Source organism: Anaerobacillus sp. 63XJN7_5_ISO-PGPR-S23-430 (genome assembly GCF_056173695.1).
In genome coordinates this window covers 1,946,695-1,973,239 of record NZ_CM149686.1, presented here as the reverse complement: position 1 = coordinate 1,973,239, position 26,545 = coordinate 1,946,695, and the positions used below count along the sequence as shown (strand labels likewise).

The 26,545-nt window shown below is 40.6% G+C and carries 29 protein-coding genes and 2 pseudogenes; 6 read left to right on the top strand and 25 right to left on the bottom strand.

Features of this window, described 5'->3' with window-relative positions:
* Positions 1–13 precede the first annotated feature (13 nt).
* The 4 genes from AC0VYJ_RS10610 to dat all read right to left on the bottom strand — a co-directional run bounded on the left by AC0VYJ_RS10610 (position 14) and on the right by dat (position 7,191).
* A complete protein-coding gene (locus tag AC0VYJ_RS10610; protein WP_475367326.1) occupies positions 14–829 on the bottom strand; it encodes a sulfurtransferase in 816 nt (271 codons plus the stop codon).
* Positions 830–832: 3 nt separating this feature from the next.
* Positions 833–4,456: a dynamin family protein gene (locus AC0VYJ_RS10605; RefSeq protein WP_475367325.1), complete on the bottom strand. Its 3,624-nt coding sequence runs from the start codon at positions 4,454–4,456 to the stop codon at positions 833–835.
* Positions 4,457–4,669: 213 nt separating this feature from the next.
* A complete protein-coding gene (cshA, locus tag AC0VYJ_RS10600; protein ID WP_242057383.1) occupies positions 4,670–6,157 on the bottom strand; it encodes a degradosome RNA helicase CshA in 1,488 nt (495 codons plus the stop codon).
* Between the two features lie 212 nt (positions 6,158–6,369).
* Positions 6,370–7,191, bottom strand: coding sequence for a D-amino-acid transaminase (gene dat, locus AC0VYJ_RS10595; RefSeq protein ID WP_430246224.1), 822 nt, complete (start codon positions 7,189–7,191; stop codon positions 6,370–6,372).
* A gap of 196 nt (positions 7,192–7,387) precedes the next feature.
* Here dat and AC0VYJ_RS10590 point away from each other — a divergent pair, with 196 nt between their 5' ends.
* A complete protein-coding gene (locus AC0VYJ_RS10590) occupies positions 7,388–7,939 on the top strand; it encodes a hypothetical protein (RefSeq protein WP_430246222.1) in 552 nt (183 codons plus the stop codon).
* 93 nt (positions 7,940–8,032) lie between these two features.
* Here AC0VYJ_RS10590 and AC0VYJ_RS10585 read toward each other — a convergent pair.
* Positions 8,033–8,227 (bottom strand): annotated as a pseudogene (locus tag AC0VYJ_RS10585) (SDR family oxidoreductase); the annotation flags it as partial.
* A gap of 132 nt (positions 8,228–8,359) precedes the next feature.
* On the opposite strand from AC0VYJ_RS10585, the gene AC0VYJ_RS10580 reads away from it, so the two are divergent.
* Positions 8,360–9,247, top strand: a complete 888-nt coding sequence (locus AC0VYJ_RS10580) for a helix-turn-helix domain-containing protein (RefSeq protein ID WP_430242476.1) — start codon at positions 8,360–8,362, stop codon at positions 9,245–9,247.
* Here AC0VYJ_RS10580 and AC0VYJ_RS10575 read toward each other — a convergent pair whose 3' ends face one another.
* From AC0VYJ_RS10575 to AC0VYJ_RS10555, 5 genes are all read right to left on the bottom strand, one after another.
* Complete coding sequence (locus AC0VYJ_RS10575) at positions 9,248–9,343, bottom strand: putative holin-like toxin (protein ID WP_425589651.1); 96 nt, start codon at positions 9,341–9,343, stop codon at positions 9,248–9,250. It abuts the gene before it with no gap.
* A 93-nt stretch (positions 9,344–9,436) separates the two neighbouring features.
* Positions 9,437–9,574, bottom strand: a complete 138-nt coding sequence (locus AC0VYJ_RS10570; RefSeq protein WP_475367324.1) for a hypothetical protein — start codon at positions 9,572–9,574, stop codon at positions 9,437–9,439.
* A gap of 138 nt (positions 9,575–9,712) precedes the next feature.
* Complete coding sequence (locus AC0VYJ_RS10565; RefSeq protein WP_404682155.1) at positions 9,713–10,366, bottom strand: uracil-DNA glycosylase family protein; 654 nt, start codon at positions 10,364–10,366, stop codon at positions 9,713–9,715.
* A 16-nt stretch (positions 10,367–10,382) separates the two neighbouring features.
* On the bottom strand, positions 10,383–11,210 hold the full coding sequence (locus tag AC0VYJ_RS10560) for an SGNH/GDSL hydrolase family protein (protein ID WP_475367323.1): 828 nt from the start codon (positions 11,208–11,210) through the stop codon (positions 10,383–10,385).
* A 68-nt stretch (positions 11,211–11,278) separates the two neighbouring features.
* Positions 11,279–12,205 (bottom strand): SGNH/GDSL hydrolase family protein, encoded by a 927-nt coding sequence (locus AC0VYJ_RS10555; protein WP_475367322.1) that lies wholly within the window; start codon positions 12,203–12,205, stop codon positions 11,279–11,281.
* A gap of 193 nt (positions 12,206–12,398) precedes the next feature.
* Here AC0VYJ_RS10555 and AC0VYJ_RS10550 point away from each other — a divergent pair, with 193 nt between their 5' ends.
* Complete coding sequence (locus AC0VYJ_RS10550) at positions 12,399–12,689, top strand: HesB/YadR/YfhF family protein (RefSeq protein WP_303531430.1); 291 nt, start codon at positions 12,399–12,401, stop codon at positions 12,687–12,689.
* A gap of 42 nt (positions 12,690–12,731) precedes the next feature.
* Here the strand turns inward: AC0VYJ_RS10550 and AC0VYJ_RS10545 are convergent, their stop codons facing one another.
* The 8 genes from AC0VYJ_RS10545 to acnA form a co-directional block, all read right to left on the bottom strand.
* Positions 12,732–13,040: a hypothetical protein gene (locus AC0VYJ_RS10545; RefSeq protein ID WP_475367321.1), complete on the bottom strand. Its 309-nt coding sequence runs from the start codon at positions 13,038–13,040 to the stop codon at positions 12,732–12,734.
* Complete coding sequence (locus AC0VYJ_RS10540; protein WP_283152181.1) at positions 13,040–13,480, bottom strand: acyl-CoA thioesterase; 441 nt, start codon at positions 13,478–13,480, stop codon at positions 13,040–13,042. The genes AC0VYJ_RS10545 and AC0VYJ_RS10540 overlap by 1 nt, the downstream gene beginning before the upstream one ends.
* A 116-nt stretch (positions 13,481–13,596) precedes the next feature.
* Positions 13,597–13,803 (bottom strand): small acid-soluble spore protein Tlp, encoded by a 207-nt coding sequence (locus AC0VYJ_RS10535; protein ID WP_430242485.1) that lies wholly within the window; start codon positions 13,801–13,803, stop codon positions 13,597–13,599.
* A gap of 70 nt (positions 13,804–13,873) precedes the next feature.
* Positions 13,874–14,362: a polysaccharide deacetylase family protein gene (locus AC0VYJ_RS10530; protein WP_430242487.1), complete on the bottom strand. Its 489-nt coding sequence runs from the start codon at positions 14,360–14,362 to the stop codon at positions 13,874–13,876.
* A 52-nt stretch (positions 14,363–14,414) separates the two neighbouring features.
* Complete coding sequence (locus AC0VYJ_RS10525) at positions 14,415–14,939, bottom strand: hypothetical protein (protein ID WP_194221517.1); 525 nt, start codon at positions 14,937–14,939, stop codon at positions 14,415–14,417.
* 137 nt (positions 14,940–15,076) lie between these two features.
* Complete coding sequence (sspN, locus tag AC0VYJ_RS10520; protein WP_098443515.1) at positions 15,077–15,220, bottom strand: small acid-soluble spore protein N; 144 nt, start codon at positions 15,218–15,220, stop codon at positions 15,077–15,079.
* Positions 15,221–15,277: 57 nt separating this feature from the next.
* Entirely contained in the window at positions 15,278–15,406 is a 129-nt protein-coding gene (locus AC0VYJ_RS10515) for an FbpB family small basic protein (protein ID WP_194221516.1), read from the bottom strand.
* A 217-nt stretch (positions 15,407–15,623) separates the two neighbouring features.
* Entirely contained in the window at positions 15,624–18,335 is a 2,712-nt protein-coding gene (gene acnA, locus AC0VYJ_RS10510; protein ID WP_194221515.1) for an aconitate hydratase AcnA, read from the bottom strand.
* A 190-nt stretch (positions 18,336–18,525) separates the two neighbouring features.
* Here acnA and sspO point away from each other — a divergent pair, with 190 nt between their 5' ends.
* Entirely contained in the window at positions 18,526–18,675 is a 150-nt protein-coding gene (gene sspO / locus AC0VYJ_RS10505) for a small acid-soluble spore protein O (protein ID WP_194221514.1), read from the top strand.
* A gap of 39 nt (positions 18,676–18,714) precedes the next feature.
* On the opposite strand, the gene AC0VYJ_RS10500 is transcribed toward sspO, so the two are convergent.
* Positions 18,715–18,972 carry a hypothetical protein gene (locus tag AC0VYJ_RS10500; RefSeq protein WP_194221513.1) on the bottom strand — a complete coding sequence of 86 codons (258 nt, stop codon included), beginning with the start codon at positions 18,970–18,972 and terminating at the stop codon, positions 18,715–18,717.
* Positions 18,973–19,087: 115 nt separating this feature from the next.
* Between AC0VYJ_RS10500 and AC0VYJ_RS10495 the strand changes: the two genes are divergently transcribed.
* Entirely contained in the window at positions 19,088–19,225 is a 138-nt protein-coding gene (locus tag AC0VYJ_RS10495) for a small acid-soluble spore protein P (RefSeq protein ID WP_098443510.1), read from the top strand.
* Between the two features lie 36 nt (positions 19,226–19,261).
* Here the strand turns inward: AC0VYJ_RS10495 and selA are convergent, their stop codons facing one another.
* Both selA and AC0VYJ_RS10485 read right to left on the bottom strand, forming a co-directional pair.
* Positions 19,262–20,662 carry an L-seryl-tRNA(Sec) selenium transferase gene (selA, locus tag AC0VYJ_RS10490; protein ID WP_475367320.1) on the bottom strand — a complete coding sequence of 467 codons (1,401 nt, stop codon included), beginning with the start codon at positions 20,660–20,662 and terminating at the stop codon, positions 19,262–19,264.
* 39 nt (positions 20,663–20,701) lie between these two features.
* Positions 20,702–20,893: pseudogene (locus AC0VYJ_RS10485) on the bottom strand (Rdx family protein); the annotation flags it as partial.
* A 147-nt stretch (positions 20,894–21,040) separates the two neighbouring features.
* Between AC0VYJ_RS10485 and selD the strand changes: the two are divergent.
* On the top strand, positions 21,041–22,090 hold the full coding sequence (gene selD / locus AC0VYJ_RS10480; protein WP_475367319.1) for a selenide, water dikinase SelD: 1,050 nt from the start codon (positions 21,041–21,043) through the stop codon (positions 22,088–22,090).
* A gap of 36 nt (positions 22,091–22,126) precedes the next feature.
* Here selD and phnC read toward each other — a convergent pair whose 3' ends face one another.
* From phnC to selB, 4 genes are read right to left on the bottom strand one after another with little or no spacing between them, the layout of a single operon-like run.
* Positions 22,127–22,882 carry a phosphonate ABC transporter ATP-binding protein gene (gene phnC, locus AC0VYJ_RS10475; RefSeq protein WP_475367318.1) on the bottom strand — a complete coding sequence of 252 codons (756 nt, stop codon included), beginning with the start codon at positions 22,880–22,882 and terminating at the stop codon, positions 22,127–22,129.
* Positions 22,872–23,624 (bottom strand): phosphonate ABC transporter, permease protein PhnE, encoded by a 753-nt coding sequence (gene phnE, locus AC0VYJ_RS10470; RefSeq protein ID WP_430242500.1) that lies wholly within the window; start codon positions 23,622–23,624, stop codon positions 22,872–22,874. The genes phnC and phnE overlap by 11 nt, the downstream gene beginning before the upstream one ends.
* A 1-nt stretch (position 23,625) precedes the next feature.
* Positions 23,626–24,531 (bottom strand): phosphate/phosphite/phosphonate ABC transporter substrate-binding protein, encoded by a 906-nt coding sequence (gene phnD / locus AC0VYJ_RS10465; protein ID WP_430242502.1) that lies wholly within the window; start codon positions 24,529–24,531, stop codon positions 23,626–23,628.
* Between the two features lie 24 nt (positions 24,532–24,555).
* Positions 24,556–26,442 (bottom strand): selenocysteine-specific translation elongation factor, encoded by a 1,887-nt coding sequence (gene selB, locus AC0VYJ_RS10460; protein WP_475367481.1) that lies wholly within the window; start codon positions 26,440–26,442, stop codon positions 24,556–24,558.
* Between the last annotated feature and the right edge of the window lie 103 nt (positions 26,443–26,545).

Sequence of the window (26,545 nt, the reverse complement as noted above, 5' to 3'; positions counted from 1 at the left end):
GCTGGCGTTTCGTTTATTTTGTTTCAATTTGATTTTCTTCATAGGATATCCAGTCACTATAACTTCCAGGATAAAGCTTTGCATGAATACCTGCCTCTTGTAAAGCAAGCAGGTTAACACAAGCAGTCACACCAGAACCACAGTATACAATTGGTTCATGACCATGCTCTTTCTCCCCTACTCTCTCTTCAGGGTCTTTCCATGTTTTATTATCATTAAGGTTATTCTTCCAGAAGTAATTGATAGCGCCCGGTATATGACCTGCTTTAGGATCAATAGGTTCTATCTCTCCAGAATAGCGCTCGCTTGCTCTCGAATCAATAATTGTGCGCCCTTCTATCTGCGCCTGCTTCACATCATTCATAGAAACAATCATCGATTTATCAAGACTTATAGGATACGATGAAGGAGTTACTTGACGAACTTTCGTCTCAAGTTTATACCCCTCCCCTCTCCAAGCTTGAAGACCCCCATCAAGAACAGCACGCGCTTTATGGCCAGCAAATCCGAGTAGAAACCATAATCTTGCTGCCATAGCACCATACTCATGGTCGTATAGGATCACTTTCGAATCCTGCTCAATCCCTAGCCTTTCAACGAGCGTCTGGAGCTGTTCTTGATCAGGTAAAGGATGTCTTCCACCATGCTCCCCAACTTCACCAGATAAATCTTTTTCGAGATCAGCATACTGCGCTCCTGGAATATGACCTTTTAAATAGGAAGCATAACCGTTTTCTGGATTGCCAAGTTCAAATTGACAGTCCACAATCACTAATTGCTCATCATACAAATGATCTGATAGCCATTCAATTGAAACTAGATTTTTCATTTCCTATTCTCCCTTCGACAGTAGCTCCGTTTGAATTTCGAAAGCATTATTTCGCTTAGTTTCAAGGAAATCTTTTGATATATCGCTTGTTAGCATCGTTGTTCTGGCCTTGACATATGATGTAACTTCTTTCATCATTTCGCCTTTTACCTCTACAGTTAATTGATCAAAGAAATTCGTAGCCGCCTCTTCAATCACTTTATGTTCTGTTTTCAAATAGTTATTAACAGGTAGTTGAAACTCATTTTTCAACTCATCATGAAGCGTATCTCTTCCACTCTGTTCGAAAAATTGCTTCGAAGATTTAAAGGAGCTACGAGCGTGCTTTAAAACACGGTCAACCGCTATCCATGATGTAAGAGACTCATCAAACTGCGGGGTTTCCATGTCCCGATCAGGTAGACTGCTGTAATGAAAATCAGATAGCATTTCTCGAGTAAGCTTTTGTATTTCTTTCTCACTCTTTTGAATTTCTCGCTTCATAAATCGATCGATTCGAAGAGAAGCTGCCCTGAGCTCCTGTAATAAATCTTGTTCAATATCTTCAACCAGCGTTTCTGAAGCAGGTTGCAGTCCTTCACGCCCTTGAATAGTCGATGGGTTAAAGGCTTCCTTAAAGAAATCATTAAATCGATAAAAAAGACGCTGAGGAATATAATGAACAAGTTCTGTTAATTCTTGTTTGATCAGCTTTTCAGATGAAGTGTTTGAATAGTGATTAATCTTCCTATTTGCTTCGTCACTCTGATTACGAAGCTCTGTGATCTGCTGTTCTTTTTCACTCGCATTTAATTCAAAGTTCTCGATCCAACGCTCGATTTCGCTCATCACACTTGTTAATTCAGTTAAGCTGGACTCCACTGCCATTTTTGAAAGATCCTTGCGAATAAAATGATAGAAGCGCGATTCAAACCGCTTAATACCGCCTTTTTGTCTCAATTTTTCTGGTAACGCCGCAAGAAACTTAGCCTCTTTTTCACTTACATTCTCTTCAGAAGCAAGCATTCCTGCAAGACTTGAGACAGGATACAGTGCAGGATAGCGAATACCGTACTGCTGTAACTGATTTGTAACATGATCAAGAACGATTTCGAGCTCTTCGTCATCTGCAGCAAGATCAGATGCATTAAGAAGAAAGAACATTTTATCCATTTCAAAAACGTCTTTCACTCGTCCAAGCTGAATGAGGAACTCTCGATCTGCTTTTGAAAATGCATGATTGTAATAGGTGACGTAAAGAATAGCATCGGCTGCTTTCATATATTGAAACGCTACACCTGTATGTCGTGCGTTGATGGAATCTGCCCCTGGAGTGTCTACAAGCGTTATTCCCTTTCGCGTTAAAGTACAATCATAATAGAGCGAGATAGAAGCAACGAAGGCCGCTTTTGACTCATTTACGACCATATCCTCATAGTCATCCAGTGTGACTTCACGTTCCTTACCGAGGTATGCTAGCTCAGCTTCACCTTCAAGTACAGCTCTTAGGAAAAGGGCATGAGGTTTTGTTGCAGAAGACTCTCTCTTAAACAATTTCCCTTGTGAAATGATTTGGAGACAATCCCTTAGTGAAAAAGCTTGCTCACCAAAATAAGAAAGGGAATGATTCAAATCTTCCAAAAGTTCTTCTTCCGATTTGTAATAAATCATCGCCGTTTTATGAGCATGATCTTCTGTTACCGGGCAAATACGATTAAGCGTAGCCGTTGTTGGATTTGGAGAAGAAGGCAGTATTTTTTCGCCAATGAGCGCATTGGCAAAAGAGGATTTCCCAGCGCTAAAGGCACCAAACAATGCGACCGTAAATGACTTTTCTGATAATTTATTTGCACGCTTGATCAAGTTTTGTCTCGTATAGTCAAAACCAGGAAGATCCTCTAATTCATCTGCCATTCTTTGAAGGGCGATACTAGTCGCTTCGGGATCAGGAAGAGAAGTTTGACCTTCAGGTGAATCCACCTCTTTAGGCTCCTGTTGCTTACGCTGTTGTCCACTATCGCTTTTGGTCGACTCTACGATAGTAACATCCTCCGTTTGCGTGTACCTTTTCTTAAATGCCTCTCCCGCACGTCGAGCCTCTTCATCACGGCTCCCATCCAAAATAGACCAAAGCTCTTCAGTATTCTCACTAGCAGCTTCCAGCTCTAATAAGAAAGTCTCCGCATCCTCTTCTCCGACTTGAGATTTGAATGACTGCTTAAGCTCCTCAGCCTGCCTATCGTGGTCGGAATTGACTTGATCAACAAGCTTGTCCTTCCTTTGTTCTGCTTGCTGCTTGACCTGTGTCTTCAAGCGATAAGCGATATTCTCAGTATAATGAAGAACTGCTTCTCCTGTTGCACCGTTTCCTTTGTTAGCTTCTTCTTGTATCACTGAAAAATCAACTTCATATGGCTGATCAATGAGAGAAGATGATACGTCTTTTAATCCAGCTGTCGAAACTAGCTGTTGTAATAGCTGCTGATAATGCCACTCTAGTTGCGACTTTACCTGTTCTTTTAAACCCGCAATGAAAGTTTCGTACCTCGCCGTTCGTTCTTGCTGGGTTTTCTTATCACGAAATACAAATCCTACTTTAAAGTCTGGTTGAAGAGATTCAAGATACGCTCGTCCTGCTTCTCTCACTTCATACGGCATTAAAATTGCACTTTTTTGGATAGCCGCCGCTTCAGTCTGAAATTCCTGATCGATTAGTTCAATGCGTTCCTTTGAAAATGCAAGCTTGTTTTTCATCTGCTCATAAGCTTCTTCTACTTCGTCGTTATGAGCATCTACTTGATTCAGATCATCCAATAACTCTCTTGCTGCATTAAAAATTCGCTTCACTTTGTCTTCATCTGTTTTCCTTGAAAGCCCGTCAATGTATGTTTTCAACTGATGAAACTGGTTATGGGGATGATCGTAATCGCGTAATGAGATAAAGAAAAAGGATTCAAGAGACATCCCCCACGTTTCAAAAGACTCGACCACTGATTTCTGAAATGATGTGAATGAAATTTCAGATTCATGATGCTTATCAATTTGGTTCACAATTAAGATTATTTTTTTATTTTGACGATAAAGTTCTCGGATGAATTGATAGTTCACTTCAGATTGAACATGATTGTAATCCATAACATAGAAAACAACATCAGCTAAATACATCGAAGATTCCGTTGAAAGCCTATGCGCTTCATCTGTCGAATCAATTCCAGGAGTATCAATGAAAATAACGTCCTCTTCTAAAGAAGACGGAGCGGACAATTCAACGCGCTCGACCTCTTCTCCGTTCAAACAATACCCTTTTACTTGATCAATATCATACGGCGCTTTAAAAATCATTTTCTTTCCATTCAAGAAATGAACGGAAGCGCCTGGTTCACCTGAACGGATACGAACCGTATTAGCACTCGCCGGTATGGGACTTGACGGTAAGAGGTTTGATTGAAATAACGCGTTTATTAATGAAGATTTCCCTGCAGAAAAATGGCCCGAGAAAAGGAAGTGCTGTTCACCACTCAACAACTTGTCGATCAGTTGTTTGATTTTCGATGATTCCGAAGCCTCTAATTCTTTTTCAATTAGTGCAAGACGTTCAAACAGCACGTCCTCTTTTAGTTTCGTGTGTGACTGGTGATCATGCTTCATAATATCCCGCTGCCTTTCCGTAAATAGTGTCCCTCTTAGAATAACGCTTTCAGTAGATTTTTCCCAGCATTTTAAAAAATAAACTCCATGATGAACACGGTAAAACCATCATTAAAAGAATATATGGCTACTATCAAAAGCCTAGCTTCCGAGGGGCAATAGCAAAAATCCACATAAAAAAAGCCGGGATTTCTCCCGACTTCTACATATATCTTATTTATTTCCTTTGTCGTTGAACTTACGACGCTTGTTAGCGCCACCGCTGTTGCGGTCTCCGCGATATCCGCCACCGCTTCCACCTTTACGGCCTCCGCGATCATTACTGCGGTTACGGTTGCGGTTTCCACCGCCACTGCCGCCACGGCCATGAGCCTTTTTAGCACGAAGTGGTGCAATTTCAGTAATTTTAACCGGAGTTGTATCCGGCTCTTTTGTTAGCAACTTAAGAGCTGCAGAAAGAAGCGTTACTGAATCGTGATCATCGAGAAGCTGTTCAGCTGATGAACGGTATACTGAGTGATCCTGCTCTTCAATTGTGCTTTGAAGCTGTTGAATCGCCATTTGCTGCTGGCCTTCCATTGCTTCAGCAAAGCTTGGGATCGTACGTTTTTGCATAGACTTCTTCGTAATTTTCTCAATCACTTTAAGGTGATCGTACTCACGTGGAGTAATAAACGTCGAAGCAAGACCTGACTTACCTGCACGGCCAGTACGACCGATTCTGTGAACGTAGCTTTCAGGATCTTGAGGAATATCAAAGTTATAAACGTGTGTAACACCACTAATGTCTAGACCACGTGCAGCAACGTCAGTCGCTACCATGATATCGATTGTGCTGTCTTTAAACTGTTTAATAACCTGATCACGTTTACCCTGTGGAAGGTCACCGTGAATTCCTTCAGCCATGTATCCACGTTTCTTAAGTCCTTCAGATACTTCATCAACGCGTTTCTTAGTTCTTGCAAACACAATTGCAAGCTCAGGAGACTGAGTATCAAGAAGGCGACAAAGAATATCGAATTTCTTAGAATCACGAACTTCATAGTAATGCTGTTCGATTGAAGGAACAGTCATTTCTTTTGATTTTGTTCTAACTGTTTCAGGATTGCTCATGAATTTCTCTGCAAGAATCGCGATACGTTTCGGCATTGTAGCAGAGAACAGAAGCGTTTGACGCTTGTCTGGAACACCTTTAAGAATCTTTTCGATATCTTCAATGAAGCCCATGTTAAGCATTTCATCTGCTTCATCAAGGACAACAAAAGATACTTCTTGAAGACGGATTGTTTTACGTTCCATATGGTCGATCAGACGCCCTGGAGTTGCAACAACTAGTTGAGGTCTCTTTTTAAGTGCTTTGATTTGGTGAACGATGCTTTGTCCACCATATATAGGAAGGGCACGCACGCCTTTTGCTTGACCAATACGGTTCAATTCTTCTGCAACCTGTACAGCAAGCTCACGTGTTGGCGCAAGAATGATTCCCTGTACATGAGATAGAGAAGTGTCGATTTTTTCAATCATTGGGATACCAAAAGCAGCCGTTTTACCAGTACCAGTTTGAGCCTGGCCGATAACGTCTTTGCCTTCAAGCGCTAGAGGAATCGTACCTGCTTGAATTGGTGTTGTTTCTTCGAATCCCATTTGATTAACTGCTTCTAGCAGCGTATTACTTAAACCTAGATCTTGAAATTTTTTCAACTTTTAAAAACTCCTTTTTACTTTTAAAATGCATTAAATGCTATAGACGGGAGAAAAATCTCCTGATAGTGTTCAAAAAAAGCATTTCCCTAATGTTGGAAAACGCTCGGAACAAGCAACTCTTCTTTCACATATAGCCAAAGATAACAGTACCATTAATATGCGCAAATTTCAACTGCGCACACTAAAAATATTTTAACAACACCTTCTAGTTATGACAAACGACTAGCAAACTTAGCATGAAGGGATGAGGTTATCTCACCTTCTTTTCCGTTCCCAATCTGCCGGCCATCCACCTCAACAATTGGTCTTGCTTCTTGGGTTGTACTAGAAATGAAAACTTCATCACTTTCAAGCAGCTCCTGCTTTGTAAACGCTTCTTCCTTTATTTGAATACCTAGTTCAGAAGCAACCGAAAGGATAACCCGTCTCGTGATCCCATCTAAAATAAAGTTGTTAGCCGGATGAGTATAAAGGATGTTATTTTTCACTATAAAAACATTCGTAGAACTTCCTTCAGTTACCAAGTCGCCACGATGAAAAATCGCTTCGTCAACGTTCTGCTCCGTTGCAGATTGTTTAGCCAATACATTCCCAAGTAAATTCAAACTTTTAATATCACATCTTAACCATCTGATATCTTCCATAAAAATCGCTTGACCTGGTGCGCGTGATGGTTCTTTCTCATATTCTTTCGTATAAGCGACAAGCACAGGTTCTGATTTTGCCGGGAAGGGATGATTTCGTGGAGCTACGCCTCGTGTTACTTGCATGTAGACGTGCCCGCTATGTACGCGATTAGCAGCCACAAGCTGCTCGATTTTCCCCTTGATTTCTTTTTGAGTAAACGGTAAAGAAATCTTGATCTCGCTCGCGCTTCGTTCTAAACGTTCCAGGTGAGCATCCAACTCAAAAAAGCTTCCGTTATAAATACGGATTACTTCATAAACACCATCTCCAAATTGATAACCACGATCTTCAATATCAATGGTTGCCTGCTCTCTTGTAATCAAATCCTGATTAAATAAAATCATTATGCTCACTCCTACCTTCTATTTTCTCCTTCTCTACCTTAACATATTTTAAGCACGGACTATGAACACATTTATCTGAATAGTTTTACTTATTACATTTTATGCCAAATAGTAGTTTAGTAGTTTACAAAACCTTCCTAATAAACTAAAATTTGTACTCGTAAGATGATTTTTCTAAAAATTAGGAGGGTTTTGAATGAAAAGATTTTTACCTCTCGTGATGCTACTGTTTGTATTTGTAGCTGCTTGTAGTAACAATGGCGCTTCAAATGAGAACGATTCTAACGCTAGTACTAATTCCGCAAACTCAGAAGAAACAAGCAGTGCAAATGAATCAGATGTAAAAAGTGATCTGCTCGATTTTCAATTGAACTTAATTCAAACTGTCAACAAAAGCGATTCACCAATTTATGAATTTGAAGCTGCTAAAGTCGCTGAAGAAAAGCCTTCTGATGAAGAGCTTGCAACGATGAAGTCTGATGCAGAATCTGCTGCAAAGACCGTTGCTGAAGATGTGCGTGCCATGGAAATTCCTGCTGAACTTGAAACATACAAAAGTGATATCGAAGCTGCTTTAGAAGAGCTTGCAAAATCATATGAAACAAGAGCTGCGAATCTTTCGGATGACCCGGAAGCAACGTATGAAGAATCAGACGCTCAATTCGCTTCTTTCGAAGAAAAAATGGCTACTGTCTACGAAGATGCTGGACTGACAGCTCCTAGTTTCTCAGCTGACTTAGTCGATTAATCGGAAAAACCGTTACATATTGTAACGGTTTTTTATTAGCTATGTGCGAGAAAAATTCAAAATATAACCACTATTCACGAACAATACTACTAATTAGAATCCATAAACCGTCATTCCACCGTCTACGAACAACGTTTGTCCTGTTATGTAGTTTGCTGCTTCAGAGGATAAGAACACAGCTGCCCCTACGAGATCTTTTAGTTCACCTACTCTGTTCATTGGCGTTCGATCAAGGATCTCCTTAAGATATTGTTTATTTTCTAATAATTTTTCTGTACAGAGGTTTCTCTAAAAATAAGAAAACTCCTGCACCTTATAGGTTCACATAATAAAATTATAGTAATCTTTCACGTCATTTAGAAAAATATGTATAGGAAACAAACATCCATGATACAATTGGATAAAAAAGGGGGATTACAGGTGCGTCAGGATACACTCGGATATGCGATGCGTGAACTTCGATTGTACCTTGGACTCTCACAGGCCGATTTATCGGAAGGCATTTGTACACAGGCATTAATTAGTCAAATTGAAAATAATGATGTCTCACCATCTGCAGAATTACTGTACCAACTTGCTTCCAGACTCGGTGTTGATATTAATTACTTTTTTCATATGAAGGAAACCCCTCGACTTGATTACGTTAATGAAGTGATCCGCCAAGTCAGAAGGCACATTAAACGACGTGAGTATAATGAAGTATCTGATATTCTTGAAGCAGAAGAATCGAACCCCCTTTTCCGAACAATCAAAAACCAGCAGTTTTATCTCTGGCATAAAGCTATTTGTACGTATTATCTTGAACATAATGCCTCTACAGCCCTTCTACTTCTCCATGAAGCCCTTCATCTTACTACGACAACGTCTAAAAATTTCTCGGAACGTGAAATCGAAATTTTAATTAGTATGGCCATTTTGCATAGTGAGGAAAAAGAGTGGGAATGTGCTCTGCCGTTATTTCATAAAGCTCTTTATCACGTTCGCTTTTTCCCCATTATTAAGGATGAAACGATCGAAATTCGCCTTTATTATAATTACTCAAAAGCGCTATCCACCTGCAGAAACTATGAGAAAGCTCTCTCGATTGCTAGGGAAGGATTTCTGCTTTGCAGGGAGAAGCAGCGCCTCTATCTTTTTGGCGAACTTAGTTACCAGTGCGGTAAGCTCCATTATTTGCTTGGGAATCAAGAGCTGGCAATTGAATATCTGAAGACAGCATCTACGATCTTTGAACTAGACCAAAATAATAACTTTAAAACTCACGTTGAAAATTATGTTAAAAAAATAGGTATTGTCCACGAAGCCTAACTATTTGTGCTTTGTTTTCTCGATTAAGATAACAATAAAATTGAAGAGAGACACGAAGAACAGGCCAGCCGTGATAAACAATGTGAGTTCTTCCATTGTACGTCCTCCTTTCAAAGAGGTTAAGGGCTATTCATTCGACAAATGATAACTTGGAAAGATACCAACACACTTCAGACCCCTTTTCTTTAATTAATGACAATAAGGTAAATCTTCATCTTGCACCATATAAGCAGAGGCCTGTACCATTTGTGATGAGTCATTTGGTGCGATCGCGTACCCACTCACTACAACGAGAGATAGAAGAAGTAAAGCTGCCCATTTCTTCATTTTGTCACCCCTCCCTTCATTACATTTATATTACAACGCATCCAATATTTATGCATTTGCTATATGTGCTTCTCTACTAAATGGCAAAAGCCCCGTTCTCAAGAGAACGGGGCTTTTTGGGGAATCAAATAAACATTCTTATATTTTATGACGATTGAATTCATCTAATACATTGTTAATCGCATCCTGGTAACGTTCGCGACTCCAAGAATTATACGAAGGATGAGGAACATCCATTATGACCGTCCATTTTTCACTTGACACATTAGCTAGCTGAAAGAACTTTTGAGCAAATCGTCCACAAGGAATGATCGTTAGTTCCCGATCAGAAATCGCCTTCAGTCGATTTCTAAACTTTTCTAATATAAGCTGCTGCACAGCTAGTAACTCATTATCTTTAAAAGGAGTCTTTTGATTAGAAGTGCGGATTTTACTTAAGTGTTCAAGTAATTCACTGTTAGCATTTCGATCACTCTCAGCATATGGTTTCGATTGCATCGGAATATTGCATACGTTAAGCAATCCCACAACGTCAAGCGATGGCCTTTCCATACTTTCTTCCTGATGTTTCTTCAGCAAGAGGCCGAGTGGATGTGAATACTCCGGACCAAATAGCTTTTTTGACATTGTAGCTCCTGAAGGTCCTGCGACCGGTACACCATTTTCCACTTCAGAAACGTGAGGAGACTCTAGTATGAAGATGAGCTTTGATTTTGGTGTCATCACTTCCGACACTTCATACTGTTGGGCGAGGGCTACGTATTGCTGTTCAAACTTTTCTACCGTATCCATAAATGGTTCCCTACCTTTATTGATTAAATGCTACGTTGTTTTCTTCTAAATAAGAGACAATCCGATCCCCCATTAAATGATACCCATCTTCATTTGGATGAAAGGCATCTTCATATAGAAGGTTCTCATCACTCTCAAGGAAGAGATCGGCAACTGGAACAAACGTAACTTCAGAATAATTTGAAACAGTTAATTGGCTACCATCATTCCAATCGTCTACGATTTCATTCATTTCTGGAATATCCCCAAAAGCTTTTGAGAACGGATTGAATAAACCTGTAAAATAAATTGATGCATCACCATTTAAACTTCTAAGCTTATCTAATATCGTCGTCAAATTTTCTAAATAAATCTTTTCTTGAAGAGAGAAATATTGTTGATCAAGATTCATGAAATGATTTTTAACAACACCAAACAAATCATTTCCACCAATCGTTAAGAAGATATAATCCGCTTTTTTGACACCGCTTTGAACTTCATTCTCTTCTAACCTTTTTATGAGATCTTCCGTTTCACTACCAGTTATCGCATAGTTATCTAGTGTAACCTTTCCATTCTGTTCATCTTCGAAATAATAATCACTTACATAACCGATATATCCCTTTTTTTCTTGGTCACCGACGCCCTTTGTTAAAGAATCACCAAGACCAACAATCCGCACATTATCTGGCACTTTCTGAGGAATGGGTTCTTCATCTTGAAAGGTTTCCTTTATTTCATCACTCACAGGGAGTGAGTCCGTTAGCTCTGGATCATCCTTAAAATAGACATAGGTTAAGGCGCTCGCTCCCACAAATACTAGGAGCGTTAACGAGATGAGGATTAGCTTCATAAATCGATTCATTGTCATTTTCCTTTACTCTAACGATTGTACCTATTATTCTATCAAACGGAAGTTCACTCGTATATGAACTATTCAAATGGGATTTCTTCTAATAACTCATCCTGCTTCAACCGATATTGAATCTGCCTCGCCATCAGTTCGTATCCTTGATCATTTGGATGAAAGCCATCATCAAAAAACAAGTTCTCATCTACAGAATTAAACAATTCATACACGGGTACAAAGGATGTGTTACCATCTTTAAGAACCGTATCTTCACTTGCTCCATTCCACCTTTGCACAATTTGATCAATTTCCGTTACCGATTGAAAATTCTCTAATAGAGGATTATAAAGACCAATAAATAAAATCGGCGCGTCGGAATTAATACTTCTAATTCGTTTCATAATGGCACTTAGACGTTCTACATAGTTTGTTTGTTCTTGTTGAAAAACGTCCATTTGTAAATCTAGAAAATGTTCTTTCACAACTTTCATTAGATCGTTTCCACCAATACTCATGACGATCACATCTGCTTCTGAAAGGGAATCCTGCACATCGTCTTCGTTTAATATCTTATATAATTTTGGCGTCTGCCTTCCATGAACAGCGTAGTTCTCTACAAGTACAGACGTATCTGTTTCATTCTTTATATTCGCAGCAAGTCGACCAATGTACCCTTGCCCTGTCGAGTCACCGCTACCCTTCGTCAGTGAGTCTCCTAATCCCACCATTCTTATATCGGGATCTTCAGGCTGCGTTACTTCTTCAGGTTCTGATGAATCTGACTTTTCTTTAGAGACTTCAGGTACTATATCCGTTTTCTCTCGATCATTTTTATTCGCGATCGATGAGATGACCGTTTCATTCGGCGCTTCATTCATAACCATCATGGATGCGGCTTGCTTTATTTCATTCAAACGCTGACTACGGTGTTCCATAATTGGTTTAACACTGAGTAAAATACCCGCAGCAAGAATGAGGAATAAAAACAGCCATATTCTCTGTTTTTTCATTCCAAAAACCTCCTCATTACACTTCCTTTTATACCCTTATTCTATGCTGATGTAACGTGAATTAAGAGATGGTTTACATATTTAAGTGGATTTATTGCCATTATTTCGCTTTATAACCTTTTTCTTTTTGCAAGTTGGCGCTACTTCTTTATAATAGTACGAGAAGACTCGTACGGCAAAGGAGGAAATACACTTGAAAATGACAATTACAAAACCCGCATTGAACTGGTTTAAACGAGAAATGGATCTTGAAAAAGGTGACAACCTCCGCTTTTTTGTACGTGTAGGTGGCTGCAGCACTGTTCAAGATGGCTTTTCCCTTGGTATGACTGTGGAAGAACCAACGGAACCTGCTCTTACAGTTGAAGAAGAAGGCATAACCTTTTTTGTAGAACAAAAAGATATCTGGTTCTTTGAGGATCAGGATTTCGCTGTAAAATTCAGCCGAAAAAAAGAGGAAATAGAATTTGTACACGGAAATTGATTGAGAAAAACGCGAAAGCGAGAAGCTTTCGCGTTTTTTATTTCACTTTTTTGTTAATCTAAATCGGTGAATGTGCGCTGCAAGACCCTCTGCTTCAAGAATACGGATCTGGTCATCCCCTAACAGGTCAAAGTGCGGAAATTCTTCACGGTCATGCATCCACTCTCTTTTTAAAGCATACTGTTCTCCCCATCGGGCAAGCTTTTCTTTATTACGACACCCTGCTTTCGTCACAGAGTGATACTGTGGAAAGCGAGGATCATACCAAAAATGAGTCAATAAAGCGACCTCTCCGTTCGAAACGGCTGCCTTCCATTCTGCTAGCTCTCGCTTCGACAGACCAAAGGCCATTATTCTGCTCCAGTAGAAACAGATTGTTTCTTCGCTTGTTCATACGCCTGATGCCATTCCGGAAATTTTCTACGTATTGAGACAGGACGGAACGTATCTCGCTTTACACACGTATGCATCGATTCGCCCGTAACACAAATCTCGCCCTCTCCGTTTATGACTTCATAGCCGTAATTCACACGAAGTCCATCATAATGCTCGACCCAGGTTCTTACATTTACTTCATCCCCATACCTGACAGGTCGTTTGTAGCTTGCTTTAATATCTACAACGGGAGAAAGAATCCCCTCTTTTTCCATATCAGCATAACGAAATCCTAAATCATTGATTAGCGACGTTCGTCCGAGTTCAAACCAGATGAGATAGTTGGCATGATATACGACTCCCATTTGATCTGTTTCTGCATATCGAACATCAATAGACGTAGTTGCTATGTACATAATCTTTCCTCTCCTAACTTCAACGTGGTGTCTATGTTATTTTACCATAATCCACCCATGAAGCATGAATGAGAAGAACTGAGTGACTTATTGTCACTCAGTTCTTTAAATCGCTATTACTTTGTTTCGTCTTTCACTTCATTTTCCAGCGCCTGAATACTCTCTTTTCGGTGCTGGTTTTTATCTTGAATAGCTTTTTTCTGCAAATCGCTATCCGTAAATTCTAACGAAGCTTCAGAATCATGAATATTCTCTTTCGTATCCTGAATTATTTTAGATAACTTCTCTGCATTATCGCTGCGATCATCTCGTTTAGATACCATCATAAGCCCTCCCGAAATAAGTAGGTACGAGCTTATTATGACTAATCATCTTAATAGGTATTCATTTTAATTAAGATTGAAGGCTTTTGGGAAGCGCCCCTTCTAGCTTGCCTTCATAGTACAACATATCCTTGCGCACTTCTGCACTACATCCGTTGGAAAGCAAAATGTTCTCAGCCGCAGTAAATACCTGTTTCAACATTCTGATCCCCATTCGATAGTCTACGACAACATTGCTCTGAATTCGGTCCTCATAGGAAGACAGCTCGACGAGAAGCCGATACGTACACTCTAATAATCGTATCGGAACATCGTTTGGTGAATGATTGCCTCCCTCATCTAAAAACGATTGAAATTCACGGTCGTCTTCATCACACATCAGAAAGAAAGTACCTGGTACGTCATGTAATTCGTGGTCAATATCAGAAATCGTAAGACTCATAACAGCAAGCCTGGCAGCGAAACCACCTATAATGGATGCAGTCCCACACCCATAAGGTGGTCCAGATTCCTCAAGCATGCGGTATATATCACTGCCTAACCTATCTTTTTTATCCACTACTATCACCCCTCTTATATGCCCATACCCTTTCTTCCTTTACTAAAATCTTCTAAATGGCTTCTTCAAAAATAATCGGACTCATATAGTTGACGCTTTTTCTAGAGATCTCTATCAAATTCTGCCAGTACTCTTTCACACTTTCCTGATGATCTCCTTGATCAAAACTAATTTGGAGCCATGATAATTCCTCAAGAAGCCTTACAGAAGAACCAATCCAGATCTTTCTACCTTCTATTTGAATGACAAAAGGCTCATCAAATCGAAAAGGAAGATAAATTCCAGATTGATTTGGATGAAGAATAAGATGCTGAAAAATCGTCCCTTTGAAAAGACGTGCGTAAATAAGAAGAACGCGATCGTTTTTAGCAGCGGCTTTTTTTAATTTTTGAAGGGTTTGTGCTTCACCTAATTCAAGGCTCGCAATTGTGCGACTCCAATTTAATTCTTCTCGATATGGCACTAGATAGCCCATTTGCTGCATTTTGATTTCAAGTTCTTTTACAAGAAGCTCTTTGTTTGGTTCTTCTTCAGACCCCATTACTGAAATGGGTTCAATCCTTGCTGTAATTGTCATAAAGTTCCCCCCGAAAACGTTTGTCTCCTAATCTTTCGTCATCTCTCCACACTTTTGGACAACTTTACAAGAAATGAAAAGAAGTTGTTAAAATTGAAATAAACCAGAAAGAGCTTTCCTTTCTGGTCGTCATCAGCCTATTTCCCTTTTGGAGGGGCGTAGTCAGGTTCAGCGTTGCCTTTAGTTTGCATTTGCTTTCCTTTGTTCCCTTCAGCTTCTGGATTGACAGAAGCGAGGTGATTTGGCTTAAAAGATTTTGGGAATTTCTTTGGGTTACTCATTTGTATCTCCTCCTTTAGGTAATAGGCTGTGCAACTAAAAGAGAAATATCTATACCCTTACAAATTTTTTGCGTGCTTTTGTTCAAATTTGTCTTCAATACGTTCAATCGCTTGTTTATCATTCATTAATTCAAGCTTATTTTGCATAACAAGTTCTTTGAAAGAAACTTTTTTAGATTTCCTCATGTTAGTCTCCTTTCCTCTTCAACAGTATTTAAAACCATTATTCCCGATTGATCAAAACTTATTACAAAAATCCGATTTTTTTGTTTATTTTATTGGGTTCTGCCCATGAACATTGCTATTCTTGGAACATTTAAGCTATGTCGTCATCTTTCTAGCTATGTTGTCAACAAATTAAAGCACAATAAAAAAGGATGGCAAAGAGCCATCCTTTTCTAAATTAATTTGCAATTTTGTCGCGAAGAACCATTTGAAGAATACCGCCGTGGCGATAGTAGTCGATTTCAACTTCACTATCGAAACGAGCAAGTACTTTAAATGTTTGCGTTTCGCCTTCTGGAGATGTTGCCGTTACGTTAATTTCATCACGTGGTTTCACGTTTTCTGTGATTTCAACAGCAAACGTTTCTTTACCAGTAAGGTTATACGTATCTGCAGTCTCACCATCTCTAAATTGAAGTGGAAGCACACCCATCAGCACAAGGTTACTACGGTGAATTCTCTCATAGCTTTCTGCAATAACCGTTTTAATTCCAAGAAGGTTTGTTCCTTTGGCAGCCCAGTCACGTGAGCTTCCCATGCCGTAGTCTTTACCAGCAAGAACAACTAGACCTGTTCCTTCTTCTTTGTATTTCATTGCTGCATCATAAATCGGCATAACTTCATCCGTGTTCCAGAATGTTGTCCAGCCGCCTTCAGTGCCAGGAGCTACTTCGTTACGAATACGAATGTTACCAAACGTACCGCGCATCATAACTTCGTGGTTACCACGACGTGATCCGTAAGAGTTAAAGTCAATTGGACGAACGCCGTTATTTTGTAGATATTGCCCTGCAGGCATATCTTTCGCAATCGCACCAGCTGGTGAAATGTGGTCCGTAGTAACGGAATCGCCAAACTTCGCGATCGCTCTAAGGTCTTTAAGTTCGTGAATGTCTTCAGGATCTTTAGAAAGATTCTCGAAGAATGGAGGGTTCTGAATATAAGTAGACTCATCGTCCCAGTTATAAAGATCTCCTTCACTTGTGCTTAATTCGTTCCAGCGTTTGTTTTCGTCGAATACTGTTTTGTACTGACGCTTAAACATTTCTGGTGTTACTGTTTCAGCAACGGCTTGCTTGATTTCTTCTGCTGAAGGCCATAGATCTTTCAAGAATATATCGTTGCCGTCTTTGTCTTTACCGAATGAATCAGAATGAAGATCGAAATCTACAGTACCAGCAAGAGCATAAGCAACTACAAGCGGTGGTGAAGCAAGATAGTTTGCTTTTACTAGTGGATGGATACGTCCTTCAAAGTTACGGTTACCTGAAAGTACAGAAGTCACCGTAAGATCGCTCTTCGCAATCGCATCTTCAATCTCTTCTTTAAGTGGACCAGAGTTACCGATACAAGTTGTACAGCCATAACCAACCAGGTGGAAACCAAGGTCTCTAAGGTAAGGCATAAGTCCAGACTTATCAAGGTAGTCTGTTACAACTTTTGATCCTGGAGCAAGGCTTGTTTTCACGTATTCAGGAACTTGTAGTCCTTTTTCAACAGCTTTCTTCGCAAGAAGAGCCGCACCAAGCATAACGGAAGGGTTGGAAGTATTTGTACAGCTTGTAATCGCTGCGATCGCAACTGCACCTGTTTTCATCGTTACTTCTTTTCCATCGTTAAATTTAACAACAGCTTCCTTATCGAATTCTTTCTTATCCATACCTAGACCCTGGTTACCTTGAGGGGCAACGACTGCTTTATTGAATTCTTTCTTCATATCGGAAAGAAGAATTAAATCTTGTGGACGCTTAGGACCAGCAAGACTTGGCTCTACAGTTCCAAGATCAAGTTCAACAACGCTTGAGAATTCAGGATCTTCTGATTCCGGCGTGTAGAACAATCCGTTAGCAATTGAGTATTCACGCACAAGGTTAATATGCTCTTCAGAGCGACCAGTTAGGCGCATGTATTCAAGCGCTTCTTCATCAACTGGGAAAAAGCTACATGTAGAACCTTGTTCTGGTGCCATATTGGAAATTGTTGCACGGTCAGCAAGCGGCATGCCTGATAGCCCTGGTCCGAAGAACTCAACAAATTTCCCAACAACTTTTTTCTCACGAAGAAGCTGAGTCACTTTAAGCGCAAGATCCGTAGCTGTTGTTCCGCTTGGAAGTTCTCCAGTAAGCTTCACACCGATTACTTCAGGAACCGGGAAGTAAGAAGGCTGACCAAGCATTCCAGCTTCAGCTTCAATACCGCCTACACCCCATCCAAGTACGCCAAGACCGTTGATCATGGTTGTATGTGAGTCAGTTCCGAATAATGTATCTGGATAGGCAACATTCTCGCCATCAACTGTATTTTCTTGAACAACGTTCGCAACGTACTCCAAGTTTACCTGGTGAACGATACCAGTTGCCGGTGGAACGGCGCGATAGTTATCAAATGCATCTTGAGCCCATTTAAGGAACTTATAACGCTCAAGGTTACGTTCAAATTCTTTATTCATATTAAATTCAAGCGCATCCTCAGATGCGTATTTATCAACCTGTACCGAGTGGTCAATAACAAGATCCACTGGGATTTCAGGGTTGATTTTGTCAGGGTCGCCACCGATATCAGCCATTGCTTTACGAAGTGACGCAAGGTCAACAACAGCAGGTACACCTGTAAAATCTTGAAGAATGACACGTGAAGGTTTAAATGGTACGTCAATATCTTTGTTCTGCTCGCTAGTTCCCCATTTAGCGAGGTTTTCGATGTGCTCTTCTTTGATCACTTTACCGTCATATTGACGTAAAACAGACTCAAGTAAAATTTTGATCGTGTAAGGGAGCTTGCTTACCTTAGCGATGCCTGCTTCTTCTAACGCCTGAAGACGATAGAAAGAGTATGATTTACCATTGGCATCGAATGTTGCTTTGGAATTATAAAGTTCATGATTTGCCATATGTAGTTCCCTCCTCCAAATTGCATAACAAAGCGGATGTCGAAAAAACGTTTTCAACTACCCTTTATCCAGTTTAGTAAATTTCTAAACATAAGTAAATAACAAGATTGTTATTGCTATTGATAAGTCTAGCTTATCACCACATATTTTCTCCCTTATAGGAAAAGTTAGATGAAGGGAGGTGATGAATATGGGTAAGCGAAAAGCAAACGGTGTGCGTCCAGGAATGAATGATGCTGATGCTCAAGGAAACGGCGCAGGCTATGACAATGAATATGCAAACGAGCATATGACACAAGAGCAGCGTCAATATAATAAAAAGACAAAGAAACGCCAATAGGCTTGAAACCCGTCATCACCTGATGACGGGTTTTCATTCTTATTCTTGATTCATTTCTGCTTCAATCGATTGCAAATCCTGCTGAAATTGTAGTAATTGAGCTCGCTGATGTTCTGTTGCGCTCATTAATGCACTCTCAATCTGCTCTTTCGCTTCACCCACTTCTTGTTGCAAATGCTTCAGGTCTTTACCGTATCCACTACTACTCACCACAATTTCTTTCTTGGCATCAACAGCTTGTTCGTAACCTTGCTGCGCTGCCTGGAAACTCTGTTGTTTGTCTTTATTGTAAGGCATTCAACCAACCTCCTTTTCTTAAGCTTTCATCATAGTGTAACCAGGACGAAGCGTCCTATTCGACAGGAATAAGCACTGTCATTCTGACCATACTAAAGCGTAAGGAGGGATTCATATGACTGAGAGCAATACGTTCAAAGACATTCGAAAAAACGCTCCTAAAGGGCATACTGGCCAACCAGAGCCAATGAAAGGCTCCCATAAAGTAAAAAACAGAAACCACACGAGGCAAAAGAATGGTGAAGGGTTTTAAATTTCAATTAGAAAAGACGGCCGAAATGGCCGTCTTTTATTTTGGTATTTGAATCAAGCATTGCAAAATGTCGTCTTCTTCCTCGATTGTTACCGTCCTTAGGTCAATCAGTATTTTTCCATCTTGAATTCTTGTAATGATTGGTGTGTTACTAAGACGAAGAAATTCTTCTAGTTCATTTACGCTGTATTGATCGGTTTGGAGGGCGATGACATAAGTAGGTAGCTCGACTGAAGGCATTGTACCTCCCCCAACTTGTGAAGTTCCCTCCACTACCTCAATACTATAATGAGACGCTTTTCTTTCAAGTCTTTGCTGAAAGAGTTCTGAGCGCTCTCGAATCTCTTCCGCACTTTTTGTAATGTCTCTTATAGCTGGTATGTTAGCAGCCTCTTCATACATGTGTTGCTGTAACGTTGCCTCAAGCGCAGCAAGCGTGAACTTATCGACGCGCAATACTCGAGCGAGCTGATGCTTCTTCAACCGATTGATCAGATCTTTTCTCCCAGCAATCATTCCTGCCTGTGGTCCACCCAGAAGTTTATCCCCGCTAAAGGAAACGAGGTCAGCACCAGAAGCAAGCGTTTCTTGCACCGTAGGCTCTTCGCCAATCCCATAGTCTCGATAATCAAAAAGCGCCCCACTCCCTAAATCCTCATAAAAAACAACCTGGTTTTTCGTCGCTATGGAGGCTAACTCTTCTCGTTCTACTTCAGCTGTAAACCCGACGATTGAAAAATTGCTACGATGCACTTTCATCAGCATAGCCGTTTCTTCGTTGATTGCTGCTTCATAATCAAACGGATGTGTTTTATTTGTCGTCCCTACTTCTTTAAGCTTAGCACCACTTTCCTCCATAATTGATGAAACGCGAAAAGATCCGCCAATTTCAACAAGCTCTCCTCGAGAAACGACCACTTCCCTTTCTTTCGCAAGGGCACTTAATATAAGAAAGACTGCAGCTGCATTGTTATTCACAACCATAGCGGCCTCTGCACCTGTTGCTTTACAAATAGCATCTTCGACGATTGTATGGCGGGATCCGCGCTTTCCTTGCTGCAGATTATATTCAAGCGTCGAATAACTTTTAGATACTTGCACCAAATGATCAATAGCCACGTCACTTAAACGCGCTCTGCCAAGATTTGTATGCAGAACGACTCCAGTGGCGTTGATCACGGGCTTTAAGTTAAACTCTTTGGAAGATCCAATTTTCGCCCTCACGCTCTGCATGATTTCATATTGAAAGGCTTCTCTCCCCTCCGAGCCTCCCGTATATGTATCTCTCAACAAAGAGTCCCGCAAGTCATTGACTTCTTGTTGAATCAGTTGTTTTAGCACATTGTGAGGTAACTCGCTTCCAACGCTTTCATTAAGTAATGCTTCTTGAATTTGATGAATCGGCGGAAGTTCTCTCAGTAATTTCAAAGCTCTCATCTCCTATAGCGACACGAAAGGCACCCCGGAGGTGCCCATCTAGAACGTTGTATTTTCCATATCTATAATAAATGCTTCGATATCAGGATAGTGACCAGTTTCTTTTTTCGAATGCATTCGCTTGTCATTCACCGTAATTTCAAACACGCCTCCTGAACCAGGGATTAGCTCAAGTGAACCAATTTCGTGTCTGAAATGATTAAATAATTGTTCCGCGAAACTCGCGGCTTTAGGTGCATAGTTTCACTGCATACAGAATTCGATTGTAACATTGTATTTCATAAAAAAAGCCTCCTCTTACTTAATTTTAAGTTGTTCATACTATATCATTTCAAAAAAGCGATGAAAAGATTTATACTCTTGGGAGGAGGTGGTCATATGTCGAACCAAGAAAAAATCCGTTTAACGTCTCTTTCGACAAAAGGTGGTTGAGGATGCAAAATCGGTCCTGAGGACCTGACGCAAGTTTTGCGTCAATTACCTAACAAGAAAAAAGATCCAAATTTACTTGTCGGTGTGGAAACTTCTGACGATGCAGGCGTATACCGCCTAACTGATGAACTCGCCATGATTCAAACGGTAGACTTTTTTACACCTATCGTTGATGATCCATATATGTTTGGACAAATTGCCGCAGCCAATTCACTAAGTGATGTGTACGCAATGGGCGGTGTACCTAAGACCGTCCTTAACATTGTAGGATTCCCTATTAAAAATTTAGATCCTTCTATACTTGCAGAAATCCTAAAAGGTGCTGCAGATAAAGTAGATGAAGCCGGCGCCGTCACTGCTGGGGGACATTCCATTGATGATCAAGAGCCGAAATTTGGATTATCCGTAACCGGACTTGTACATCCTGATGAAATTCTAATGAATGTCGGCGCTAAGCCTGGCGACGCTATTGTGCTAACAAAGCCAATTGGTGTGGGAATTCAAACGACTGCGATCAAGCCCGAAAAGCTTACTGCCGAACAGCTTCAGCGTGTATCTGAAACGATGGCTGAGCTAAACAAAACAGCAGCAGAACAGCTATCGGGATTAACTCCAAATGCTGTTACGGATGTGACTGGATTTGGTTTACTTGGACACGCTTATGAAATGGCAACTGGTAGCAACGTTAGTATTCAGATTGATTACAACAACGTACCTATATTACCTGGTACGGTCGAGTTAGCGGAGCAAGGCTATATTCCGGGTGGATCAAAAGCAAATCATCGCTGGATAGCTGAAACTGTCAAATACGAAAACCTAACAGAGCTTGAGCAATTCATTTTATGTGATGCGGTAACTTCTGGCGGCCTATTAATTAGCCTGCCTGAGCAAGAAGCAAACGAATATGTATCACGTATGAATGGTAAAGGGAAATCAGCTCACATTGTCGGTCATGTAAATGAAAAAGATTCATTTGCGATCACCGCAAGCAAATAAAAAAAAAGGAAGTTGGGGAGTCCCCAACTTCCTTTTTTATATTTCATACAGCATATCTTCTAACTCCACAGTGAGCGCTTCAGGTTGATCATCGAAAACAACGCGACCTTCTTTTAAAGCTACAATTCTAGTCGCGTACCTTTTTGCTAACTTCACATCATGTACATTAATAATCGTTAGCAAGTTGTGTTCTTGATGCAACCGTTGAATAAGCTGAAAAATCCGATTGGCGGTACCAGGATCAAGACTTGCTACAGGCTCATCTCCTAGAAAAACATCGGGAGTTTGAACAAGAGCTCGCGCAATCCCAACTCGCTGCCTCTGCCCCCCACTCAGTAAATCCACGCGCTTATTTAGATGAGGAAGTAATTCAACCTGATCAATAACGTCCACTGCTAACTTCTTTTCTTCCTCATTAAACAATCCTGCCAGGTTACGAAAAGTTGAACGAGAACCAAATAATCCTGTATATACGTTTTGCAGAACCGTTAAACGCGGAATGAGCTGATGATGCTGAAAGATCATTCCCATGGTCTTTCTTTTACTTCTAAGTCCCTCTCGATCCAGTTGACGGAACGTACTACCGTTATATCGAATATCACCTTCAGTTAAAGCCTGGAGGCCATTCAATGTCCTTATGAGTGTCGACTTACCAGCGCCAGTTTTTCCAAGAATACAGACAAACTCCCCTTTATGAAAAGTGAGCGTAACGTCGTCTAGTGCAGAAGTATCGGCATTTCGATAACGCACTGAACCATTTTCTATCGTTAATAACGCATCTTCACATAACATACTGTCTCACCCTGCTTCCGAGAAAATCGACGACGATGACAATCACCATAATCAACATGACATCAACCGCAACTGTTGAGTATTGAAATGTTTTAAAATGAACAAACAGCTGTTGTCCAATTCCCCCGCCACCGACGAGTCCGAGCATGAGCGACGTTCGGATAGCGACTTCGAAACGATAGAAATAATGGGATAAAACGTTTGGCCAGATTTGAGGAAAAACAGAAAAAAGAGCACCAGTGAGTGGACGAGCTCCTACCGCTTTCATCGCTTCCTGAGGGCCTTTATCAGCCGCTTCAATTAACTCTGCAATTAATTTAGAAAGCACGCTTGCATTATGAACAATAATGGCAATCGTTGCAGCAAACGGGCCAGGCCCTACAACTGTAAGGAACATCAAGCCTAGTACAATTTCTGGAATAGATCGTACAAAACTTAACACAATGCGAACTGCTCCGTAGAAGGGCCCAGCCGTGTTTTTTGCTGCCAACAAGCTAACAGGTAGTGCAATAAGTAAACCAGCAAAGCTTCCTAGAAACGCCATACCTAGCGTCACTAAACTTGCTTTTAGCATTGTCGGAAGCACTGAAGTATTTAGCGGAAACCAATTGGAAAGAAAGTCCAACATGTTGCTAAATTGACTGAATTTCCTTACGTCGAATTCCGTAACCCCAATGCTCCACACAATTAATAGAATAACCCCAAGGAAGAGGATAAGGTGCTTCCATTTAAACCAGGCCATTTTACTCGTCTAATAACCCTTGTTTGTCAGCAGCGCTTCTAATACTCTCATAATCGTCATTACTAGCCTTCGTAAATCCGGACGCACCAAATGCATTCAAAATCTTTTCATCTTCAATCGATAAAAATGCGTTCTGAAGCTTATCAATCGTCTCATCATCCGTACCTTTTGAAACAGCCCACGGATATTGGAATAGCTTTTCTGACTCCCAAATGACTTTTAATTGATCTCCATCAATTTTTCCTGACTCAAGAAGCTGATTGTAAATAGCACTATCAATCGCACCAGCGTCAACCTGTTTATTTTGAACAGATAAAGCCGTTGCATCATGTGATCCGGTGTACGCTACAGAAGCAAATTTGTTCTTGTCTTGATCCTCAAAAACTCCTCTGTCTTGAAGCTCGATTGATGGAATGAGGGATCCTGAAGTAGAATTCGGATCACCAAATGCAAAGCTTCTTGCTTCACTATCTTCAAGGTAGTCTTCTAACGTATCCCACTCGTTCTCAGCATTTGTGATGATATAAGAATGATAGAACGGCTCACCGTCAATTAGCTGTGTAACAATCGCTTTTGCACCACTCTTCTCATGAGCAATCACGTAAGTAAGCGGGCCAAAATAGGCCATATCGATTTGATCATAATTCATCGCTTCTACAACACCGTTATAATCTGGAAACGTTGTGATTTCTACTTCTTGATCTAACTTCTCGGAAAGTTCACCTTGAAGTTTCGTCATCGCTTCTTCAATCTCACCTTCTGTTTGAACAGGAATAACCCCAATTGTAAAGGCCTTATCTTCTGACTCACTGTTTTTCTCTTCTGAAGCATTTTCGCTATTATTTGAGCTACATGCGGCAAGTATTCCTAGCATAAGCACCAGTGTAAACATCATAAATCTTTTCATTTTTTTCCACTCCTAAGCATCGATCTATTTCTCTAATCTCCAATATCTTTCCTGATCTTTTCTTATTGTGTAGCTCTCTTCATCAAGTCGCTCAAGAATCGGCACCAGATATTTACGGCTAACATTCAGAATGTCTTTAGCTTGTTGAAGAGTGAAGGATTTATCAGTGCCTTCCTTTAAATCTAGCACAACGCGACTCCAATTTTCTTTGTGAACATATAAGTCATCTGTTAATTTTACCGCGATTTCCTCTTCTAATAAGAATTTCTTCAATTCAGCTTGATGGGAATCTGGGATTTGTTGATCCTCGATCAAGCGATCGATCGGTGAAACATTCACACCCTGTTCAAGTAACTTCTTGAACACTTGGGTCATACGTGTTTTCCAGGCATCAGGCATCGTGGGTTCAAAACCAGTCATTGATAAGAATGGCCCTGTTTGCAACATATCTTCTTTCAGCTCTGCTTGAAGGACAACTTCAATTACTTTTTTAGGATAAGTTTTTTTCAAATCTTGAACGACCTCCGCCTTGCGTGGTCCTTTTCGCATCGGAAAGTGATCATGATAGCCCTGTACAAAGTTGTGAATGGCTTCAACGATCCGAGTTAAAACGTCTTTAGATGTAACGCCATTGTCGATACTTACAATTTCCGGATCATCAATAAGCTGTTGAAAGGATTTTTCATTTAAACCAATTTGCTGCATCACCTGTTCTTTTGATAATAGGTGCTCTTGTTCAAGAATCTGAACAAGTTGTTCGACTGGCGTTCCTTTCACCATCTGCTCAAATTTCGCAATTGTCTCTGAGCCAAATTTGTATTTTTCTCCCGCAACATTTAAGATGCTTCCTCCACCAATCGTCTCAACCGGGGAAGGGCGTCTAAGGATGACGCGGTCTCCTTTCTTTGCTGTAACGGGATCATGTAAACGAAGCTGACAAAATAGATCTTCTCGGTCTCCAGGCTCAAGAGTGTTGCGATCAAAAAACACAATCGTCCCACGTACTTCAGCAGTACCAATATGAACCGTTACTTCTGATCGCTGTTTCAAGTCATACGACATCGTGAGCGCTTTGGTGAATGAAAGGTCGATGGTAGTTGAAACTGCATAGTGATTAGAATTAACAATCACCTGTCCTCTCGACAATTCTTGCTTATTAGGTCCTGCTAGATTAACTGCTACCCTCTGGCCAGCAAAAGCCCTTTCCACTTTCTGACTGTGTGTCTGGACTTGTCTTACTCTAGCAGCTACACGGTCTGGCAACAGTGTAACGAGTTCTCCTTCTTGAATTTCCCCATCAAAGATCGTGCCTCTCGCAATGGTTCCGTGACCTTGTAGCGTAAAAATCTGATCAATCGGTAACCTTAGCGCTCCTCCTTTATTTCTCGAAGGAACATCTTTTAAAAAGGCACGAATACTCTCTTTCAACTCCTCAATACCTCGCCCACTCTTGCCATCGACGAAATGAAGCGGTGATCCTTCAAATCCAGTGCCCTTTATGTATTCAAGGATATCCTCCTTAACAAGATGAAGCATCTCATCGTCAACCATGTCTGCTTTAGTAATCGCAATAATCGATCGTTCAATCCCAAGCAACGATAAAATTTCCAAATGCTCTCTCGTCTGAGGCATAACCCCTTCATCCGCCGCTACGACTGGAACAACAAGGTCTATTCCTGCAACACCCGCGATCATTTGACGAATGAACCGTTCATGGCCCGGAACATCAATAATTGATACTTTCATGTCATCAGATAAATGAAAAGGAGCAAAACCTGGTTCAATTGAAATGTTTCGTTCTTTTTCCTCCTTCAAACGATCTGTATCGATTCCTGTTAACGCTCCAGTCAACGTTGTTTTTCCATGGTCAATGTGTCCAGCTAGACCAATTGTATAATAGTTCACTTTCACACCCGCCAATCAACTGTCATCATTTATTAACCTTAATAAATGTCGTAACAGGATGCAAATTTAAACCATTGCTTTCTTAAAATCACCGTTTCATTTTCCATTC